15 protein-coding genes are annotated in these 21284 nt (G+C 63.6%); 3 read left to right on the top strand and 12 right to left on the bottom strand.

Annotated features, from left to right (window positions below; translation table 11 throughout):
• Positions 1-3: 3 nt before the first annotated feature.
• Positions 4-2109: a polyribonucleotide nucleotidyltransferase gene (pnp, locus tag ACIQYU_RS23305; RefSeq protein WP_207834354.1), complete on the top strand. Its 2106-nt coding sequence runs from the start codon at positions 4-6 to the stop codon at positions 2107-2109.
• A 263-nt stretch (positions 2110-2372) separates the two neighbouring features.
• Positions 2373-2723, top strand: coding sequence for a BON domain-containing protein (locus ACIQYU_RS23300; protein WP_063911786.1), 351 nt, complete (start codon positions 2373-2375; stop codon positions 2721-2723).
• Positions 2724-2793: 70 nt separating this feature from the next.
• Here the strand turns inward: ACIQYU_RS23300 and ACIQYU_RS23295 are convergent, their stop codons facing one another.
• Complete coding sequence (locus ACIQYU_RS23295) at positions 2794-3096, bottom strand: putative quinol monooxygenase (RefSeq protein WP_207834355.1); 303 nt, start codon at positions 3094-3096, stop codon at positions 2794-2796.
• Positions 3097-3156: 60 nt separating this feature from the next.
• Between ACIQYU_RS23295 and ACIQYU_RS23290 the strand changes: the two genes are divergently transcribed.
• On the top strand, positions 3157-3570 hold the full coding sequence (locus ACIQYU_RS23290; RefSeq protein WP_010955354.1) for a VOC family protein: 414 nt from the start codon (positions 3157-3159) through the stop codon (positions 3568-3570).
• 136 nt (positions 3571-3706) lie between these two features.
• On the opposite strand, the gene ACIQYU_RS23285 is transcribed toward ACIQYU_RS23290, so the two are convergent.
• The 11 genes from ACIQYU_RS23285 to ACIQYU_RS23235 form a co-directional block, all read right to left on the bottom strand.
• Complete coding sequence (locus ACIQYU_RS23285; RefSeq protein ID WP_402802401.1) at positions 3707-6643, bottom strand: DUF748 domain-containing protein; 2937 nt, start codon at positions 6641-6643, stop codon at positions 3707-3709.
• 78 nt (positions 6644-6721) lie between these two features.
• A complete protein-coding gene (locus ACIQYU_RS23280) occupies positions 6722-7591 on the bottom strand; it encodes an oxygenase MpaB family protein (RefSeq protein WP_402802400.1) in 870 nt (289 codons plus the stop codon).
• A gap of 42 nt (positions 7592-7633) precedes the next feature.
• Entirely contained in the window at positions 7634-9568 is a 1935-nt protein-coding gene (gene acs, locus ACIQYU_RS23275) for an acetate--CoA ligase (RefSeq protein ID WP_333956857.1), read from the bottom strand.
• Between the two features lie 198 nt (positions 9569-9766).
• A complete protein-coding gene (gene pgi / locus ACIQYU_RS23270; protein ID WP_063911780.1) occupies positions 9767-11431 on the bottom strand; it encodes a glucose-6-phosphate isomerase in 1665 nt (554 codons plus the stop codon).
• Positions 11432-11694: 263 nt separating this feature from the next.
• Positions 11695-12558 (bottom strand): pantoate--beta-alanine ligase, encoded by an 864-nt coding sequence (panC, locus tag ACIQYU_RS23265; protein ID WP_207834375.1) that lies wholly within the window; start codon positions 12556-12558, stop codon positions 11695-11697.
• Positions 12555-13355 carry a 3-methyl-2-oxobutanoate hydroxymethyltransferase gene (gene panB, locus ACIQYU_RS23260; RefSeq protein WP_063911778.1) on the bottom strand — a complete coding sequence of 267 codons (801 nt, stop codon included), beginning with the start codon at positions 13353-13355 and terminating at the stop codon, positions 12555-12557. Before panB ends, panC begins: the two co-directional genes overlap by 4 nt.
• 262 nt (positions 13356-13617) lie before the next feature.
• Positions 13618-14097, bottom strand: a complete 480-nt coding sequence (gene folK / locus ACIQYU_RS23255) for a 2-amino-4-hydroxy-6-hydroxymethyldihydropteridine diphosphokinase (RefSeq protein ID WP_063911777.1) — start codon at positions 14095-14097, stop codon at positions 13618-13620.
• Complete coding sequence (locus ACIQYU_RS23250; protein WP_039615244.1) at positions 14094-15482, bottom strand: polynucleotide adenylyltransferase PcnB; 1389 nt, start codon at positions 15480-15482, stop codon at positions 14094-14096. The genes folK and ACIQYU_RS23250 overlap by 4 nt, the downstream gene beginning before the upstream one ends.
• 1005 nt (positions 15483-16487) lie before the next feature.
• Entirely contained in the window at positions 16488-17930 is a 1443-nt protein-coding gene (locus ACIQYU_RS23245; RefSeq protein ID WP_063911775.1) for a sigma-54 dependent transcriptional regulator, read from the bottom strand.
• 4 nt (positions 17931-17934) lie between these two features.
• Complete coding sequence (locus tag ACIQYU_RS23240; RefSeq protein WP_207834379.1) at positions 17935-20910, bottom strand: sensor histidine kinase; 2976 nt, start codon at positions 20908-20910, stop codon at positions 17935-17937.
• Positions 20894-21070: a hypothetical protein gene (locus ACIQYU_RS23235; RefSeq protein ID WP_003250005.1), complete on the bottom strand. Its 177-nt coding sequence runs from the start codon at positions 21068-21070 to the stop codon at positions 20894-20896. Before ACIQYU_RS23235 ends, ACIQYU_RS23240 begins: the two co-directional genes overlap by 17 nt.
• Between the last annotated feature and the right edge of the window lie 214 nt (positions 21071-21284).

Genomic DNA, 21284 nt, shown 5'->3' with positions numbered 1-21284 from the left:
ACCGTGAACCCGGTAATCAAGACTTTCCAGTTCGGTCAATCGACCGTTACTCTCGAAACGGGCCGCATTGCCCGTCAGGCAACCGGCGCCGTGCTGGTTACCGTCGACAACGACGTCACCGTGCTGGTGACTGTGGTAGGCGCCAAACAGGCTGATCCAGGCAAGGGCTTCTTCCCGCTGTCGGTTCACTACCAGGAAAAGACCTACGCCGCCGGCAAGATCCCGGGTGGCTTCTTCAAGCGTGAAGGCCGTCCTTCCGAGAAAGAGACGCTGACCTCGCGCCTGATCGACCGTCCGATCCGTCCGCTGTTCCCGGAAGGCTTCATGAACGAAGTGCAGGTCGTCTGCACCGTGGTTTCCACCAGCAAGAAGACCGACCCGGACATCGCTGCGATGATCGGTACCTCGGCTGCCCTGGCCATCTCCGGCATTCCGTTCGAAGGCCCGATCGGCGCCGCTCGCGTTGCCTTCCACGAAAGCACCGGCTACCTGCTGAACCCGACCTACGAGCAACTGGCTGCCTCGAGCCTGGACATGGTCGTTGCCGGCACCGAATCGGCTGTACTGATGGTTGAATCGGAAGCCAAAGAGCTGACCGAAGACCAGATGCTGGGCGCCGTATTGTTCGCCCACGACGAATTCCAGGCCGTGATCCAGGCGGTCAAGGAACTGGCCGCCGAAGCCGGCAAGCCGACCTGGGACTGGCAGCCAGCCCCGGCCAACGTCGAGCTGATGAACCTGGTGCGCGCCGAGTTCGGCGAAGCCGTTTCGCAGGCCTACACCATCACCCAGAAGGCTGATCGCTACAACCGCCTGGGCCAGCTGCGTGACGAGGCCGTTGCCCGTCTGAGCAACGAAGAGACCGGCCCGTCCGCCGGTGCCATCAAAGAGATCTTCGGCGAGCTGGAATACCGCACCGTCCGCGAGAACATCGTCAACGGCAAACCGCGTATCGACGGCCGTGACACCCGCACCGTGCGCCCGCTGAACATCGAAGTTGGCGTATTGCCGAAGACCCACGGCTCGGCGCTGTTCACCCGTGGCGAAACCCAGGCCCTGGTCGTCGCGACCCTGGGTACTGCCCGTGACGCCCAGCTGCTGGACACCCTGGAAGGCGAGAAGAAAGACCCGTTCATGCTGCACTACAACTTCCCGCCGTTCTCGGTGGGTGAGTGCGGCCGCATGGGCGGCGCCGGCCGTCGTGAAATCGGCCACGGCCGCCTGGCCCGTCGTGGCGTGCAGGCCATGCTGCCGAGCGACAGCGACTTCCCGTACACCATCCGCGTGGTCTCGGAAATCACCGAGTCCAACGGTTCCAGCTCCATGGCTTCGGTCTGCGGTGCTTCCCTGGCCCTGATGGACGCCGGTGTACCGATGAAGGCACCGGTTGCCGGTATCGCCATGGGCTTGGTCAAGGAAGGTGACAAGTTCGCCGTCCTGACCGACATCCTGGGTGACGAAGACCACCTGGGCGACATGGACTTCAAGGTAGCCGGTACCGCCAAGGGTGTTACCGCGCTGCAGATGGACATCAAGATCAACGGCATCACCGAAGAGATCATGGAAATCGCCCTGGGCCAGGCCCTGGAAGCGCGCCTGAACATCCTCGGCCAGATGAACCAGATCATCGCCCAGTCGCGTAGCGAGCTGTCGGCCAACGCGCCGACCATGATCGCGATGAAGATCGACACCGACAAGATCCGTGACGTCATCGGTAAAGGCGGCGCCACCATTCGCGCCATCTGCGAAGAGACCAAGGCTTCGATCGACATCGAAGACGACGGTTCGATCAAGATCTTCGGCGAAACCAAGGAAGCGGCAGATGCTGCCAAGCAGCGCATCCTGGGTATCACCGCCGAGGCCGAGATCGGCAAGATCTACGTCGGCAAGGTCGAGCGCATCGTCGACTTCGGTGCCTTCGTCAACATCCTGCCTGGCAAGGACGGCCTGGTGCACATCTCCATGCTGAGCGATGCTCGCGTCGAGAAAGTCACCGACATCCTCAAGGAAGGCCAGGAAGTCGAAGTACTGGTACTGGACGTGGACAACCGCGGCCGTATCAAGCTGTCGATCAAGGACGTTGCCGCGGCCAAGGCCTCGGGCGTCTAAGCGACTGCCACGCAACAGGAAAAGGGCCCTTCGGGGCCCTTTTTTCATGGGTGAAAGGGAACCTTTTGCGGACTTGCATCTTGCATGCAGGATTATCGTGCGGATTGCAAAATGCACGACTCCGGGAATGCTGGCTGTTTGCTAAGTAATTGATTTGAAAGGAAAAGGACTAAAGGGAATAGCTGGCATAGCGCATGCAGCTATCCTCATACCTGTCGCCAGGATGTACGGCGCAGACCTTTCGAAAAACAGGAGTGATCCCTATGAAGAAGTTCGCCATTGCTGCCGCTACTGCTACCGCTCTGACCCTGACCATGGCTAACGCGGCATTCGCCCAGCAGTCCACCCAGGCCCCGATGACGCTGGCGGCCGGTGAGGTGACCAAGACCAAGGAAGCAGCCTCCGATACCTGGATCACTACCAAGGTAAAGGCTGACCTGATGACCGAGAAAGGTGTGCCTGGTGGCGATATCAAGGTCGAAACCAACAAGGGTGTCGTGTCGCTGTCTTCTGACACGGCGGTGACCGCAGCACAGAAAGAGGCGGCCATTGCCATCGCCAAGAAGATCAAGGGCGTGCAGGCCGTGTCGGCTGATGGCCTGAAGTCCGAATAAGGAATGTCCCGTCGGCCAAACGGATTTGGCCACCCATTCAAGAAGGGGCTGCACAGCAGCCCCTCTTCACTTAAAACACCGGATTCCGCGCAATCACATCACTCTCGAAGCATTCCTGCTCAAGGATCAAGGGCTCAACCAACGGCCGACTGTCGCGGAAATGCGCGGTCTGGGTATGCGCTTCGTACGCCGCATCATCACGGTAGATCTCGTACAGGTAGATCACCTCCGGGTCGACCCGGTCCTGCGACACATCGAACACCAGGCAGCCAGGTTCGGTGGCGACGGATGCAGCGGCATTGACCTTGATCGCGGTCAGAAAACCCTCGGCGCAACCGGGCTTCACACGGGTCTTGATGAACAGGCTATACACAAGGCTCTCCTTTTGTTTTAAATTCTATTGTGAATTGTATACAAAAATGGAGCCTCGCCAATGTCCGAATTGCCTGCACGCCCAGGTCGCCTGAATGGCCTGCGTCATATTGCCTTGTTGGTGCCCAACCTCGAGGAGTGCGAACGCTTCTATGTCGATGTGCTGGGCATGGAGGTGCTGAACCGCGCCAACGAAGACCTGGTGTATCTCACTTGTGGTAACGACAACCTGTCGCTGGGGCGCGGGGCAGGGGCGGCCAATGGTTTGCAGACCCTGGACCACTATGGGTTCATCGTCGATAGCGTGGAGGAGCTGGAGGCCTGGTACCAGTACTTCAAGGCGCACGGCGTGACCTTGCTGGACCGGCCGTTCAACCATGGTGATGGGGCGCGCAGCTTCCACCTGCTGGACCCGGCGGGGAACAAGGTGCAGCCGTTGTATCACCCGGCGGTGTCGGGGCAGCGGTTGGTGTGAAGCCTGTACCGGCCTATTCGCGGCGGTTCGGCGCCCCGATGAACCCGCTCCCACAGGGATAGCGCACAGCTCAAGGCCGGCGCATTCCCTGTGGGAGCGGGTTTACCCGCGAAGAGGCCAGACCTGCTGGTAGAGATTATTCGGCATCCAGATGCATCGGCGTCACCACCCGCCCATCGCTCTCGGCCTGGCCCAGGTTGGTATCGATGAAGTACACCCGGTCATCTTCCAGCTGGCCCTTGTCCACCAGGTAATCCTTGATGCTGCTGGCCCGCTCCTGGCCCAGTGTGCGCAGCAGCGCGGTACTCTCGGCCCAGGACTTGATCACCGCCTCGCGCAGCTTGGCGGTGCGCTCGTCGCTGCCCAGTTGCTCCCATTCGGCAGGCGGCTGCTGCTTCAGGCGGTTACGGTAGATGCCTTCGAGCATCGCCGGTTTGTCGCTGTCGTCGACCACCAGCATCGAGGCATTGGCCGGCACTTTGTCACCGCGACGTTGCAGGATCTTGTACCAGGTGGCCTGGTACTCACGCTCCAGGCGCTGCTGGGCGATCAGCGGGCCATCGCTGGCCTGGGCGCTGGTGCCTTCGATTTCCAGGCGCAGTTCCGGGCGCTCCTTCAGGGCCGATGCCAGTTTGTCCAGCGATGCCTGGGCGTCGCCACTGAGCTCGCTGGAGCCTGGGGCGAAGGCCACGTTGCCCAGGTCTTCCGAGCCACTGCCGGCAACCAGCCCGCCAATGAACTTGAACGGCGCCTGTGCCGCGCGCAACACCAGGTTGCGCAGGGTTTGCCAGACGATCGGCATCACGCTGAACTGCGGGTTGTTGAGGTCGCCGGACACCGGCAGCTCGATCGAGATCTTGCCTTCGGTATCCTTCAGCAGCGCCACCGCCAGGCGGATCGGCAAGTCCACAGCGTCCGGGCTGTCGACCTTCTCGCCCAACTGCAACTGCTCCACCACCACCTTGTTCTCGGCCTTCAGCTGGCCGTTGGTGATCAGGTAGTGCAGGTCGAGGTTGAGCCGGCCCTTGCGGATACGGAAGCCGGCGAACTTGCCGGAGTAGGGTGTCAGTGTGGTCAGCTCGACCCGCTTGAAGCTGGTGGCGATGTCCAGGCTGGCCAGCGGGTTGAACGGGTTGAGGGCGCCTTTGATGGTGACCGGCGCATAGCGGTCGACCTTGCCCTTGACGTTGACCTTGGCCGGCACCGGCTTGCGGTTGTCGATGGTGCCGATCTGGCCGTTGAGCTGCTGGATGGCCGTGGCGAAGTTGGGGGTAAGGGACAGGTCGGCGAAGTTGGCCGAGCCGTCGTTGATGTCGATCTGGCCGATGTGGATACCCAGCGGCTTGTCGTTGCTGGCTGCGGTCGGCCTGGCCTGGCTGGTCGCCGGGGCGCCGGCCGGCTGCGGGATCAGCAGGTCATTGATGTTGGTGGTGCGGTCTTCATTGATGATGAAGCGCGCATAGGGCTGCAGCAGGGTTACCTTGTCGATCGACAGCGCATCGCCGTGCACGTAGGACAGGCCATCGACGTTCACCTGCTGCCATTTGACGAAGTCGCGGCTCTTGATGGTGTCGAGGGTGTGCAACTGGCTGACCTGCGCCTTGCCGGTGATGCTGAAGGCCAGCGGTGCGGTGTTCTTCAGGTCGACCTTGAGGTCGCTGGCGAGCATGCCGCTGCGCAGCTCCAGCAGGATGAACGGGCTGATATAGGCCTGGGCCACCCGCAGGTCGATGTCGCGGCTGCTCACGTCCAGCTTGGCCCATATGGGTGCCAGGTTGACCTGGCCGGCCGCCTGCAGTTTGCCCTGCTTGCCCACGCCGGTATCGAGCTTGAGGGTGAAGGGCGACTGGTTGAGGCTGTCGAAACCTTGCAGGTCGGCGTTGAGCGGGCCGACGTCGAGGGCCACCGGCTCTTTCTGGGTGCGGTCTGCCAGGTGCACCAGATAGTTACGCAGTTGCACGTCCTTGAGCAGCACCTGCCAGGGCTTGCCCGGCTCCTTGGCGGCTTGCTGTTCCGGGGTGGGCTCGGCGGCGGCAGGCTCGGCCTTTTCCTTCGGTGTGGCCTTGGCCGGCTGGCTGGCGAACAGCTTCTGCCAGTCGAGCTGGCCGTCCTTTTCCAGTGCGGCCCAGGTTTCCAGTTTTTCGCTGCGGATCTTGCCCACGGTGACCAGTTGCTTGACCAGGTCGACGGAGGTCTCGCTCACTTCCAGGCTGGCCAGGCGCGCCAGCGGGCGACCATCCGGAGCCTTGATGGCGAACGGGGCAATGCGCACCGACGCGTTGTCCAGCAACAGTTCGGTCTGCTTGGCGAGGTTGAGCTTGTAGTGGGTGTCGAGGCTGACCACGCCGTTTTCCAGCACCAGTGGTACGGCATCGCGTACATAGGGCCAGAACGCCTTCATGTTGCCGTCGGTGACCTTCAGTGTGCCTTCAGAGGCGATCGGCGCCAGGCTCAGGGTGCCTTTCCAGTCGATGCGCCCGCCGTTGGGGCCGATGGCCACCAGGTTCATGTCGGCATTGTCGTTGGGCAAGGTACTGAGGTTATTCAGCTCCAGGTTCATGTTGTCGTAGAGGAACTCGATCGGCTCGCTCGGGCGCAGGTCCTCGAAGTGCAGGTAACCGTCGCTGAGCTTGATGCTGCCGATGCGCAGCGGGAACGGGTCGCTGGGCGGCTCGTCGGGCTTGGCTTCGCTTGGGGGCAACTTGAACAGGCGGGTCAGGTTGAGGGTACCGTCCTTGGCGAACAGCACTTCGTTGCGTGGTTTGACCAGTTCCACTGCGTCCAGGTGCAGGGCACCGCTCCACAGGCTGTCGAGCGAGAGGTTGGCGTACAGCCGGTCGAAGCCGACCTGCTCCTTGCCCGGCTCGCCGATCTGCAGGCCCCACAGCGTCAGCTCGAGGCTGAAGGGGTTGAGCTCGATCCGTTCGAGGTGGGCAGGCACGGTTGCGTACTGGGCCAACTGCTGGTTGGCGATGCGCAGCGCGACACCGGGGAGTATGAGAAAGCCAAGAAGGCTGTAGAGGGCTACGAGGGCCAGAAGTGCGCCAGCGGCGCGAGTCAATCCTTTGTACATGTGTCGCTTCGTCTGTCTAAGCAGGAGAGCTTGGAGTATGGCACGTTAAATCAGTTCCGCTGAGGCGACCATTTGATCTCATTCGATACCCATGCGCCGTTTGGCCCGGTGTGCCGAGCCGTCGCGCATCGCCCAGCGCAGTATCGGTGCGGTGCGTTGCAGGCCCAGGCGGATCATGCGCCGCTGCAAAGGGCCGTGCTGCAGGCCGAGCATGGCCTGGGCCCAGGCCGGCAGCAGGTCGATGCCGGCGTGCAGCATCAGCTTGCCCACTGGCTGTGCCAGGCGGCTGGGAGCCGGGGCGTCGAGCAGGATGTCGACCACTTGGTGACTACGGGCATCGCATTGCAACTGCGGGCGCATGCGCTGCAGGTAGTCCTCGACCTGCTGGCACGAGCGCGGCACGTCGCGGGCACCAAGGCGCTCGGCGATCAGCGCGATCTCGGCGTAGTAGGCATCCTGCTCGGCGCGCGCAAGGTGCGGGTTGCGGTAACGCAGATGGGCGACGAGGAAGCTGCTGACTTCCGCCACATGCACCCAGGTCAGCAGGTCCGGGTCGCTGGCCGCATACGGGCGGCCGTCCGGCGCGGTGCCGGTCACCTGCAGGTGGATGGTGCGCACCTTGTCGATCAGCCACTCGGCATCGCGGGTGGCGCCGAAGGTGGTGCCGGAGATGAACTGGCTGGTGCGGCGCAGGCGGCCGAGCAGGTCTTCACGGAAGTTGGAATGGTCCCACACCCCGGCCAGTGCCAGCGGGTGCAGCAACTGCAGCATGAGGGCACTGATGCCACCGACCAGCATGCTCGGGAAGTCGCCATGTACCTGCCAGCTGATGCTGTGCGGGCCGAACAGGCCGGGGTCGCCCTTGGGCGATTCCAGGTCGAGCTGGCCGAGGGCCAGCCCGGTGAGGCTCATGACCTGGGTTTCGATGCGACGGCGAAGGGCTTCCATGGCGACCTGTGGTTCAGGGCGGCCATAAACAGCGGCCGCCGGTTACTGGTTGAGGCGTTTGTCGATCAGGCCCTGCACCACGCTGGGGTCGGCCAGGGTCGAGGTATCGCCCAGGTTTTCCAGCTCGTTGCAGGCGATTTTGCGCAGTATACGCCGCATGATCTTGCCAGAGCGTGTCTTGGGCAGCGCCGGGGCCCACTGGATCAGCTCGGGCTTGGCAAAACTGCCGATTTCCTTGCTGACCAGCGCCAGCAGCTCGGCCTTGAGCGCGTCGTCCGGTGTTACGCCATTCATGGGCGTGACGAAGGCATACACGCCCTGGCCCTTGAGGTCGTGGGGGTAACCGACCACGGCCGCTTCGGCGACGCTGTCATGCAGCACCAGCGCGCTTTCCACTTCGGCGGTACCGATGCGGTGGCCGGAAACGTTGATCACGTCATCGATACGCCCGGTGATCCAGTAGTCGCCATCGGCATCGCGGCGGGCACCGTCGCCGGTGAAGTAATAGCCGGGCATCGGCTTGAAGTAGGTGTCGACCATGCGCTGATGGTCGCCATAGACGCTACGGATCTGCCCGGGCCAGCTGGCCTTGATGACCAGCAGGCCGGCACCGGGGCCTTCGATGAGTTTGCCCTTTTCGTCCAGCAGCACCGGTTGCACGCCGAACATGGGTTGGGTGGCACAGCCGGGCTTGAGCACCTGCGCGCCGGGCAGCGGGGTGATCATGATGCCGCCGGTTTCGGTCTGCCACCAGGTATCGACGATGGGGCAGCGCTGCTGCCCGACAGCCTCGAAGTACCACTCCCAGGCTTCGGGGTTGATCGGCTCGCCGACGCTGCCCAGCAGGCGCAGGCTCTGCCGTGAGGTGCCTTGCAGTGGCCCGTCGCCTTCGCGCATCAAGGCACGCAGGGCGGTCGGGGCGGTGTAGAAGATGTTCACCTGATGCTTGTCCACCACCTGCCAGAAGCGCGAGGTATCCGGGTAGTTGGGCACGCCTTCGAACATCAGCGAGATCGCACCATTGGCCAGCGGGCCATAGACGATGTAGCTGTGGCCGGTGACCCAGCCGACATCGGCAGTGCACCAGAACACCTCGCCTTCACGGTAGTCGAACACCACCTTGAAGGTGAGGGTTGCCTGCAGCAGGTAGCCGCCGGTGGTGTGCAGCACGCCCTTGGGTTTGCCGGTGCTGCCGGAGGTGTAGAGGATGAACAGCGGGTCTTCGGCGCCCATTGGCTCGGCAGCGCAATCGTCGCCGGCCTTTTCCGTTGCCTCGTGGTACCAGAGGTCACGGCCCTCGGCCCAGGCAACATCGCCGCCGGTGCGGCGCACCACGAATACGCTGCTGACCGCAGGGCAACTGGCCAGGGCCTTGTCGACGTTCTGTTTCAGCGGGATGCGCTTGCCGCCGCGCACGCCTTCATCGGCGGTGATTACCGTGCGGCAGTCGGCATCCAGGATGCGGTCGCGCAGGGCGTCGGGCGAGAAGCCGCCGAACACCACCGAGTGGATGGCACCGATACGGGTGCAGGCAAGCATGGCGAAGGCAGCCTCGGGGATCATCGGCATGTAGATGCACACCCGGTCGCCTTTCTTCACCCCGCGTGCTTTCAGCGCATTGGCCAGGCGGCAGACCTGGCGATGCAGTTCGCGGTAGGTGATGGCCTTGGAATCCTTGGGGTCGTCGCCTTCCCACAGCAGGGCGGTCTGTTCGCTGCGTCGGGCCAGGTGGCGGTCGATGCAGTTGTAGCTGACGTTGAGCTGGCCGCCATCGAACCAGCGGGCGTTGCCGGTCTTCAGGTCGCATTGCTGCACGCTCGACCAGGGCTTGATCCAGTCCAGGCGTTTGGCTTGTTCGGCCCAGAAGGTATCGGGGTCGTCCACCGACTGGCGGTAGAGGCGGCGGTACTCGTCGGGAGTGAGGGCGGCGGACTGGCTGACGGCCAGGGCCTGGGGGTAGTTGCGGATATCGAACATGGCGGGTGGTCCTGCTCTTGTAAGGGGCGATGGACTGCAACGGCTATTCGATAGGACAGTGTAGCTGGGAGAGGTGTTCAACCTGTGCCGGCCTCTTCGCGGGCCTGCCCGCTCCCACAGGTACTGAACAGTTCTTGAGGCCTGTGCAGTATCTGTGGGAGCGGGCAAGCCCGCGAAGAAGCGGTCGAAGGTTTCAGATCAACCGCGGTGACGGCCGCGGAAGTAGTTGATCAGGCCTTGGGTGGAACCGTCTTCGGCGCTGTCTTCCAGGCTTCCTACAAGACGCTGGTAAACGCCCTTGCCCAGTTCCTTGCCCAGTTCCACGCCCCACTGGTCGAAGGCGTTGATGCCCCAGATCACGCTCTGTACGAAGACCTTGTGCTCGTACATCGCCACCAGCGCGCCCAGGCGGCGCGGGCTGATGCGTTCCACCACCAGGGTGTTGCTCGGGCGGTTGCCCGGGATCACCTTGTGCGGGGCGAGCTTTTCGATGTCCGCTTCGTTCAGGCCTTTGCCACGCAGCTCGGCTTCGGCTTCCTCGCGGGTTTTGCCCAGCATCAGCGCCTGGCTCTGCGACAGGCAGTTGGCGTACAGCCACTGATGATGGTCGGCCACCGGGTTGAAGCTCACCACCGGCACGATGAAATCGGCCGGAATCAGTTGGGTGCCCTGGTGCAGCAACTGGTGGTAGGCGTGCTGGCCGTTGCAGCCGACGCCGCCCCAGATCACCGGGCCGGTATCGGTCTTCACCGGGGTGCCGTCCTGCAGCACGCTCTTGCCGTTGGACTCCATGTCCAGCTGTTGCAGGTGCTTGGTGATGTTGCGCAGGTAGTGGTCGTACGGCAGGATCGCGTGGCTCTGGGCGCCCCAGAAGTTGCCGTACCACACGCCCAGCAGGGCCAGCAGCACCGGCATGTTCTTGTCGAACGGCGCAGTCTGGAAGTGCTGGTCCATGGTGTAGGCACCGGACAGCAGTTCCTTGAAGTTGGCGGTACCGATGGCCAGGGCGATCGGCAGGCCGATCGCCGACCACAGCGAGTAGCGCCCGCCCACCCAGTCCCACATCGGGAAGATGTTTTCTTCGCGGATGCCGAAGGCCACGGCGGCGGCCTTGTTGCTGGAGACGGCGATGAAGTGGCGGTACAGCTCGGCTTCCGAGCCGCCCTGGGCCAGGTACCAGGTACGCGCGGCCATGGCGTTCTTCAGGGTCTCGAGGGTGTTGAACGACTTCGACGAGACGATGAACAGGGTGGTTTCGGCGCGCAGGTTGGCCGACAGCTCGTGGAACTCACTGCCGTCGATGTTCGCCAGGTAGTGGCAGCGCACGCCGCGCTGGGCGTAGGGCAGCAGCGCCTCGGAGACCAGCTCGGGGCCGAGGAACGAGCCACCGATGCCGATGTTGACCACGTCGGTGATCGGTTTTTCGCTGTAGCCGCGCCACAGGCCGTCGTGGATGCGGCCGACCAGTTCAGTGATCTGGTTGAGCACCTTGTGCACTTCCGGCATGACGTTCACGCCGTTGACGCTGAGCTTGTCGCCTACCGGCCGGCGCAGGGCGGTGTGCAGTACCGGGCGACCTTCGGAGGCGTTGATGATTTCGCCGCTGAACATCGACTTGATGGCGTCCTGCAGGCCCACTTCGTTGGCCAGGTTGACCAGCAGGTCGCGGCTTTGTTCGGTGATCAGGTTTTTCGAATAGTCGAGGAACAGGCCGCAGCAGCTCAGGGAGAACTGGTCGAAGCGCTTGGCATCGGCGGCGAAGGCTTCGCGCATGCTGAAACCTTGCATGGCGTCGCGGTGTTGCTGGAGCGCCTGCCAGGCGGGCAGGGCCGTCACATCGTGGGGTGTACGGTAATACGCCATTGCGCGGGGTTCCCTTGGTGCGTGATGAGGCCTTGGACACGGCAGCCATTGCCGGGTTCAGGCTGGCACCATTATAGGCAAAGGCCACTTGCAGGGAATGGGTAGGCGGGGGAATTTGGGGGGCGCAGTGGTCTTTGTGTTACCGGTACTGGCCTCATCGCTGGCAAGCCAGCTCCCACAGGGATAGCGCATGGTTCGAGGCCGATGCGCTCGAGGTGGGCGCTGGCTTGCCGGCGAATGGGCTGCAAGGCAGCCCCAGGCCGTTACGCGGTCTTCTCTTCCAGATGCAGGTACAGGTTGTCGATCAACCGTGTGTTACCCAGGTAGGCCGCCACCAGGATCACCAGGTCGCGGTCGCCAAAGCTTGCCGGGCGCAGGGTCAACGCATGGCGAATTTCCAGGTAGTCCGGGCGTAGGCCGGCAGCGGTCAGCTGCGCCTTGCCTTGCTCGGTCAGCGCCGGGAAATCAACCTGGCCATGGCCGATAGCCTCGCCGATCTGCTGCAAGGTGCGGTACACCACTGGCGCCGTAGCACGCTGTTCAGGCGTGAGGTAACCATTGCGCGACGACAGCGCGAGGCCGTCCTCGGCCCGCACGGTGGGCTCGCCGATGATCTGGATCGGCATGTTCAGGTCGCGCACCATGGCACGAATCACCGCCAGCTGCTGGAAGTCCTTTTCGCCGAACACGGCAAGGTCGGGCTGGACCATGTTGAACAGCTTGCTGACCACGGTGGCCACGCCCTCGAAATGCCCGGGCCGGCTGGCGCCGCACAGGCCTTCGGAAAGGTGGGGCACGCTGACGCGGGTTTGCACGCTCATGCCGTCGGGGTACATCTCTTCGACGGTAGGCGCGAACAGCAAATTGCAGCCGGCCTGAAGCAGGCGCTCCTGGTCGGCGGCCAGGGTGCGCGGGTACTTGTCGAGGTCTTCGTTGGGGCCGAACTGCAGCGGGTTGACGAAGATGCTGGCGACCACGAAATCGGCGCGCTGCGCGGCCTTGGTCACCAGGGCGGCATGGCCGCTGTGCAGGTTGCCCATGGTCGGTACGAAGCCGATGCGCTTGCCTTCACCGCGGGCGCGGGCGACTGCGGCGCGCAGTTCGCGGACGGTCTTGACTGTATTCATGCACTGAACCCGTGTTCGCTGCCTGGGAAGCTGACCTGCTTGACTGCCTCGACGTAAGCGACGAGGGCGCTGTGGATATCCGGCTGGCCTTGCATGAAGTTCTTCACGAACTTCGGTACCCGGCCGCTCAGCGACAGGCCGAGCATGTCGTGCAGGACCAGTACCTGGCCATCGGTGCCGCTGCCGGCGCCAATACCGATCACCGGGATGCCCACGGCATTGGTGATTTCCGCCGCCAGTTCGCTGGGTACGCATTCGAGCAGCAGCATGGCCGCGCCGGCTTGTTCCAGGGCGATGGCGTCGGCGCGCATCTGCCGGGCCTGGGCTTCCTGGCGACCCTGGACCTTGTAGCCGCCCAGCACGTTGACAGTTTGCGGGGTCAGGCCCATGTGTGCGCACACCGGCACGCCACGCTCGGCCAGCAGGCGGATGGTCTCGGCCAGCCAGGCAGCGCCTTCGATCTTGATCATGTGGGCGCCTGCCTGCATCAGCGTGGCGCTGTTGGCAAAGGCTTGCTCCGGGGTGGCATGCGCCATGAACGGCAGGTCGGCGAGGATCAGTGCGCCGTCGTTGCCACGTTTGACGCTGGCGGTGTGGTAGGCCATGTCCGCGGTGGTCACCGGCAGTGTGCTGTCGTGGCCTTGCAGGACCATTCCCAGCGAGTCGCCCACCAGCAACACTTCGACACCGGCCTGGCTGGCGGCCCTGGCGAAGGTCGCGTCGTAGCAGGTCAGCATGGTGATTTTTTCACCCTTGGCCTTGAGGCCATTGAGGGTGGTCAGGGTTACTTCAGGCATGTAGGAAATTCCTCGTTCAGGCGCTGTAAAAAACGACTGCATTCAACGCGTGTAGTCATCTTCCGGAGCGGCACATCATCGCGCGTGATGTTCGGGCACAGGTCCGTCCGGGCCTAAATACGGGTATGCGGCACTTTGGTGCCACACGGGACGCCTATAGTCGTGAGCGAGGTGGGGGAAGTCAATCACCCTGTTACCGCATTGTTACGATCAGGGTGTTACTGGCGTTACCGCGCCAGTGTGCAAGGCTGGAACGCCCGGTTTACAGGCGTTCCAGGCCGACGAACGGGCAGTCGTCGAGCAGTTGCGCGAGGGCGCGGCCATCGGCCAGACGGAAATCGCCCGGTACCAGTTCAGCCAGTGGGTACAGCACGAAAGGCCGGGCATGCATGTGGTAATGCGGCACTTTCAGGCGCGGCTCGTCGAGCACCTGGTCGCCGAACAGCAGGATGTCCAGGTCCAGTGTGCGCGGGCCCCAGCGCTCCTTGCGCACGCGGCCCTGACCGTTCTCGATGGCCTGCAGTGCATCGAGCAGGGCCAGCGGCGGCAGGGCAGTGTCCAGCGCAGCGACGGCGTTGGTATAGCGCGGCTGGCCGGGCAGCAGCGAATCGCTGGTGTACAGGGCCGAGGCAGCCACCAGCCGCGTGGCTTCGACCTGGTCGAGGGCCTGCAAGGCGCTGCGCAGCTGCTCGGCAGGTGCGTCCAGGTTGCTGCCCAGGCCGATATAGGCGCGGGTACTCACTCGAACGCCTCGTCGCCACTGCGCTTGCGTTTGCCACCGCTACGCTTGCGTTTGCGCGGGCCGGCGCCGGTGCCTTCGTCGCGGCTGCCCAGCTCGCGGATCATCTCGCGGCGCTCGCTGTCGTTGGCATCCTGGTAGTCGGTCCACCACTGGCCGAGGTCGTCGGTTTCTTCCCCGGCGCTTTCCCGCAGCAGCAGGAAGTCGTAACCGGCACGGAAGCGCGGGTTGTCCAGCAGCACGTCGGCGCGCTTGCCGCTGCGGCGTGGCAGGCGCTCCTGCATGTCCCAGATCTCGCGGATCGGCAGGGTGAAGCGCTTGGGGATGGCGATGCGCGCGCATTGCTCGGCGATCAGGTCGTGGGCCGCACCGTTCATGGCCGGGATCGGCGGCACGCCCTGGTTCTGCAGGTGCAGCACGCGGGCCGGCAGGGCTGGCCACAGCAGCGCGGCGAAGAGGAACGCCGGGGTTACCGGTTTGCCTTGCTTCACGCGCAGGTCGGTGTTGTTCAGCGCCTGGCTGATCAGCGTGTGGGTGTAGGTCGGGCGCTCGTCCAGGGCATGCGAACTGGCCGGGAACAGCGGCTCGAACAACTGCAGGTCGACCAGCATTTCGAAGACGATGGCGCCCTGGCCGGAAAGGAACAGCTTGAGGCTCTCTTCGAACAGGCGCGCTGGCGGAATCTCGCGCAGCAGCGGGGCCAGTTCGCGAATCGGCTGGACCGTGTGCTTTTCGATGCCGAAGTCGAGCTTGGCGGCGAAACGCACCGCGCGCAGCATGCGCACCGGGTCTTCCTGGTAGCGGTGGGTAGGGTCACCGATCAGGCGCAGCAGGCGGTTGCGGATATCGTGCACGCCATTGGCGTAGTCGAGGATGCGCTCGCTGACCGGGTCGTAGTACAGGGCATTGATGGTGAAGTCGCGACGTTGCGCGTCTTCTTCCAGGGTGCCGTATACGTTGTCACGCAGGATGCGGCCACTGGCATTGTGCGACGAACGGTGGCTGTCGCCCTGGTCGTCTTCCGAATGGTGGGCGCGGAAGGTGGCGACTTCGATGATCTCACGGCCGAAATGCACGTGGACCAGCTTGAAGCGGCGACCAATGATGCGCGCGTTGCGGAACTCGGCACGGACCTGTTCGGGGGTGGCACTGGTGGCGACGTCGAAGTCTTTCGGCGTGATGCCCAGCATCAGGTCGCGGACACAGCCACCGACCAGGTAAGCCTGGTAGCCGGCGCTCTGCAGGCGCTCCACGATGTTCACCGCGTGGCGGCTGAACTGGTGGCGCTGCAGCGAGTGCTGGCTCTTGTTGATCACCTCAGGCGTGGTGCGCCTGTGGTGCGGGCCCGGTACGGGCGGGCGAAACGACTGGAACAGCTTCTTCAGCATGGGATGCACTGTTTGAAGGAATGTTCGGCCAAGAATAGGAGAATGGCCGCATGATGGGCGGGGATTCTAGCATTTACTCAAGGAATGGTGTAGGCGGGTAGCGGGATGCCTGCCGGAAGGGTAGAAACGACAAGGGGAGCCTAAGCTCCCCAAGAAGTCGTTGCGTGCTCTTATTGTTTTTTTGCTGGGCTTCTTGTTTTTGTTGAGTGCCCTGTCCACAAATCTCGAAGCTTGTGGACGACCCCCAATCCAGGGGTTAAGAGCAAACGGATTGCTTTGGTCGCTGATGTCACGTTGATCTGTCGATCCAACCAGTTCAGGCGCTGCTTTTTAGTGCAGTTTTTGTTGTTCTCTGCCTGGTTGTGGGGCAAGCCCCAAACACGCATCCTCTCCAAAAGAATCAGTTAGCTGCGCCTCCGCCGTCTTGTTTTTATTGTGCGTGAGCCGTTTCGTCTTGTTCTTATTCTGAGTTGCAGTGCTTGTTATTGTTCTTGTACCAGACATATAGCAGGTGCCGTGCCAACTTTTACAAACCCAGTAAAATCAATGGATTGGAGGTGGTGAACAGTTTTTCAGGGGTCGAAAATGTCGAAATTTCGTTACCGTACGCCTCGGGAACTGTTACGGCGGAAAGGGTGGGTAACAGATTTTTGCGGGGACTGAGGTGTTACCTGGGGGGTCGCCGTGACACGTTCAGCGCCTGTGAGATCGAGCGCCGCCCGCGCGGCGCTTCGCGGCACAAGGCCGCTCCCACATCTGTTTCGGGCCAGTCACTCCTGTGAGGTCTCCTCTGCCCGCCTTGTCTGTTCCATTCGATATCAAGGGGGGGCGCGACAGCTCTTCATCAATCTTCAGCCATGCACCAAGGCTGCAACCCATCTGGCACAGGAATGATTGGCCTGAAACAGATGTGGGAGCGGGCTTGCCCCGCGAAGCGCCGCGCGGGCGGCGCTCGATCTCACAGGCGCCACATAGGCTGCGGCGTACGGTGGCGGGCAGGTTGAGTTACTCGCTGGTAGCGTTGCTCTTGCGCCGCGGGATGCCCAGGCGCTGGCGACGTTCCCACAGGCACTTGCGGCTGACCCCGAGCTTGCGGGCCAGCTCGGTCTCGGTCATGTGGTCCTGGTGCTCGAGCACGAAGTGCTGGAAGTAGTCCTCCAGCGACAAGTCCTCGGTCGGCTCATGGCTGGCATTGGCCGCACTGGCCACGGCCAGGGCGTTGTCGAGGATTTCGTCGTCCTCCAGGTCGCCCAGTTCGATGTCGATGCCCAGCAGGTCGGCGGAAATTTCTGCGCTCTCGCTGAGGATCACCGCACGCTCAACGGCGTTTTCCAGCTCTCGCACGTTACCCGGCCAGCTGTAGTGACGAATGGCCTGCTCGGCTTCGGCCGAGAAGTGCAGGTCGTCGCGGCCGATGCGCGCACTCTGGCGTGCGAGGAAGGCGCTGGCGATCTCGTTTACGTCGCTGCCGCGCTCGCGCAGTGCAGGCAGTTTCAGGGCGATCACGTGCAGGCGGTAATACAGGTCTTCACGGAACTGGCCGGCCTTGGCCAGGTTCTTCAGGTCACGGTGGGTCGCGGCGATCAGGCGCACATCGACCTTTTGCGACTGTACCGAACCTACCCGGCGAATCTCGCCTTCCTGCAGCACGCGCAGCAGGCGGGCCTGGGCTTCCAGCGGCAGTTCGCCGATTTCGTCGAGGAACAGCGTACCGCCATCGGCGGCCTCCACCAGGCCGGCACGCCCGGCGCTGGCGCCGGTGAACGCGCCTTTTTCGTGGCCGAACAGTTCGGACTCGATGAGTGTCTCGGGGATAGCCGCGCAGTTCACCGAAATCATCGGTGCCTTGGCCCGGCGCGACAGGTTGTGCAGGGCGCGTGCGACCAGCTCTTTACCGGTGCCCGACTCGCCCTGGATCAGCACGTTGGAGTCGGTGGGCGCGACTTTGCGGATCTTGCTGTACATGTCCTGCATCGGCGGGCACGAGCCGATGATGCCGATTTCGCCATTGGCGGCTGCCGCGCTGCCTTTGTCGGCCGGGGCGGCCTTGCCATTGGTGGCGCGTGGCTCGGCCGCCGGTGCGGTGGCCGGGGCATTCTGCCGATCGCGCAGGATGCGCGCCACGGCTTGCAACATCTCGTCGTGGTCGAAGGGCTTGGCAATGTAGTCCACCGCGCCCATTTTCATCGAGTCTACCGCCGAGCGCAGGCTGGCGTAGCTGGTCATGATCAGCACCGGGGTGCCTTGGCCGAGCTTGATCAGTTCGGTGCCGGGCGCGCCTGGCAGGCGCAGGTCGCTGACGATCAGGTCGAAGGTGGCAATGCTGAAGCGTTCCTGGGCTTCCTGCACCGAGCCGGCTTCGCTGACCTGGTACTGGTTCCGCTCGAGCAGACGACGCAAGGCCGAGCGGATGATGGTTTCGTCTTCGACGATCAGAATGTGCGGCATTGATTCAATTCTCTCGACGGTCTCGAATTTCAGGGGACGTCGCTACGACATGCCGGGGCAGGGTCACGCGGATCCGGGTGCCACGTTGCCGTTCGATATCGGCCGGGCTGTCGATGGTGATTTGCCCATAATGCTCTTCCACGATGGAATAGACCAGAGCGAGCCCCAGTCCGGTTCCTTCGCCCGGGTCCTTGGTGGTGAAGAAGGGTTCGAACAGGCGGTCCATGATGTTCTTCGGTATCCCGCTGCCCTCATCCTCGACGATCAGGTCGACGGTGTGTTCGCTGACTTCGCTGCGCACGCGCACGGCGCTGCCGGGCGGCGAGGCATCGCGGGCGTTGGAGAGCAGATTGATCAGCACCTGGGCCAGGCGCTGCGGGTCCCCTTCGGCCCAGTGCTCCGGGTCGCAGAGGTTGAAGAACTGTACTTCGAAATTGCGCCGGTTCAACGCCAGCAGACCGATGGCGTCCTGCGCCACTTCGGCCAGGCATACCGGCTCTTCGCTGTTCTGGTGGCTGCCGCCGGCATGGGCGAAGCTCATCAGCGACTGGACGATGCGCGATACCCGCTTGGTCTGTTCGAGAATCTGGCTGGATAGCTCGATGATTTCGCCATCGCCCTCACGCTCCTCGCGCAGGTTCTGCGCCAGGCAGGCGATGCCGGTGATCGGGTTGCCGATCTCGTGGGCCACGCCGGCGGCCAGGCGGCCGATGCTGGCCAGGCGCTCGGAGTGCACCAGCTTGTCCTCCAGCGCCTGGGTTTCGGTAAGGTCCTCCACCAGCAGCACCAGGCCGCTGTTACCCGGGGCCAGCGGCTCGTCGATAGCGGCCTTGTGCAGGTTCAGCCAACGCGGCTGGCCGTCCAGCGCCAGGCGCTGCTTGTGCAGGTGCTCGTCGGGCACGTTGATGAAGCCTTGCAGCAGGCCGCGCCAAGGTTCGTCGATGGTGACCAGGCGCGAGCCGACCACGTGCTTGGCGGCGATGCCGGTGAGCTCTTCCATGGCCTTGTTCCACATCAGGATTTCCTGGTCCTTGGCCAGCGAGCAGACGCCCATGGGCAGTTCCTGCAGGGTCTGGCGGTGGTAGCGGCGCAGGGCGTCGAGCTCGGCGGCCAGGCCGGTCAGGCGCGAGTGGTAGTCTTCCAGGCGGCTTTCGATGAAGTGGATGTCCTCGGTCACGTAGTTTTCGTTACCGGACTTGTACGGCAGGAAGGTCTCGACCATGTCCTGGGCCACGCTTGGCCCCATCAGGCCGGACAGGTTGGCCTCGATGCGGTCGCGCAGGCGGCGCAAGGCATAGGGGCGGCGCTCGTCGAACGGCAGGTAGAGATCGCGCAGGGCCTGCTCCACTTCCTTCTGCGCGGCCTTGGCGCCCAGCGGCTTGGCCAGCTGGGTGGCGAACTCCTGTGGCGAGGCGGCATGCAGCTCGCGGCGTTGCGGGCGGCGCACGTTGTCCACCGCGCAGGCTTCGGCGGCGCTGACCTCTTCGTTGCTGGCGTTGGTGAACAGCGAAATCAGGGTGAACAACAGCACGTTGGCCGCCAGCGAGGCGATGGCCGCCATGTGCCAGCTGGTGTCGTCCAGCACGTAGATCATGTCCAGCAGCGGGATGTAGAAGCCCTGCAGGTTGCCCAGCAGCGGCAGCAGCATGGTCACCATCCACACCAGGGTGCCGGCCAGCAGGCCGGCGATGAAGCCGCGGCGATTGGCAGTCGGCCAGTACAGCACCGACAGCACGCCCGGCAGGAACTGCAACGTGGCGACGAAGGCGACGATGCCCAGGTTGGCCAGGCTCTGGTGGTTGTTCTGGGTCAGGTAGAACATGAACCCGGCGGTGATGATGGCGACGATCAGCGCACGGCGGGTCCACTTCAGCCAGCGGTAGATGTTGCCTTCGGCCGGCGGCTGGTACAGCGGCAGCACCAGGTGGTTGAGGGCCATGCCTGACAGCGCCAGGGTGGTGACGATGATCAACCCGCTGGCGGCCGACAAGCCGCCGATGTAGGCCAGCAGTGCCAGTGCCTGGTTGTTGGCGGCAATGCCCAGGCCCAGGGTGAAGTACTCGGGGTTGGTGCTGGCGCCCAGGCGCAGGCCGGCCCACAGCACCAGCGGCACGGCCAGGCTCATCAGCAGCAGGAACAGCGGCAGGCCCCAGCTGGCGCTGACCAGCGAGCGCGGGTTGAGGTTTTCGGTGAAGGCCATGTGGTACATGTGCGGCATGACGATGGCCGAGGCGAAGAACACCAGCAGCAGGGTGCGCCATGGGCCTTCCTGCAGTGGGGTATGCAGGGCAGCCAGGGCGGTCTGGTTCTGCAACAGCCACACTTCCAGTTCGTGCGGGCCGCCAAACACGCCATACAAGGCGTACAGGCCGATACCGCCCAGGGCCAGCAGCTTGATCACCGACTCGAAGGCAATGGCGAACACCAGCCCTTCGTGCTTTTCGCGTGTGGCGATGTGCCGTGAGCCGAAGAAGATGGTGAACAGGATGATCAGCGTACAGAAGGCGAAGGCCACCCGGGCCTTGACCGGCTCACCGGTGAGGATGCTGATCGAATCGGCCACCGCCTGGATCTGCAGGGCCAGCAAGGGCAGCACGCCGATCAGCATGATGATGGTGGTCAGCGCCCCGGCCCAGGTGCTGCGGAAGCGGAACGCCAGCAGGTCGGCCAGCGAGGAGAGCTGGTAGGTACGGGTGATCTTGAGGATCGGGTAGAGCAGCACTGGCGCCAGCAGGAACGCGCCGGACACCCCCAGGTAACAGGCAAGGAAGCCGTAGCCGTACTGGTAGGCCAGGCCCACCGAACCATAGAAGGCCCAGGCGCTGGCGTACACGCCCAACGACAGGGTGTAGGTCAGCGGGTGGCGAATGATAGAACGCGGGATCAGCCCCCGCTCGCTGATCCAGGCTACGCCGAACAGCACCATGAGGTACGCGGCGCTGATCAGGATCATCTGGGTCAGGCTAAAGCTCATCGGCATCTCGTTGGCTCTGCAGGATGAAGGTGACGACGATCAGGATCAGCCAGAGCAGGTAAGGGCGATACCAGGCTCCGGTCGGTTCGATCCACCAGTCCATGATGGCCGGGGAGAACAGGTAGATCCCCACGACCAGAAGCAGGACCAAACGATAGATGTACATGCTGGCCTCGATGGTTGGGCGCTGCGGGCTTGGACTTATTATTGGCGCAAATGGCTGGGGGGATGCTAGCGGGAATCCATGGGGTTCGCCAAGAGGTTGAATTTATTGGGCTTTTGTTTTTGAGGGGTGGGCTACCTGTGCCGGCCTCTTCGCGGGTGAACCCGCTCCCACAGGTAATGCGCTTTCCTCAGGTTTGGTGAGGACCCTGTGGGAG

Origin of the sequence: Pseudomonas sp. NPDC096925 (assembly GCF_044762545.1) — a bacterium.
GTDB lineage: Bacteria > Pseudomonadota > Gammaproteobacteria > Pseudomonadales > Pseudomonadaceae > Aquipseudomonas.
The sequence above is the reverse complement of the archived record's forward strand: the minus strand, read 5'-3'. Positions and strand labels throughout refer to the sequence as shown.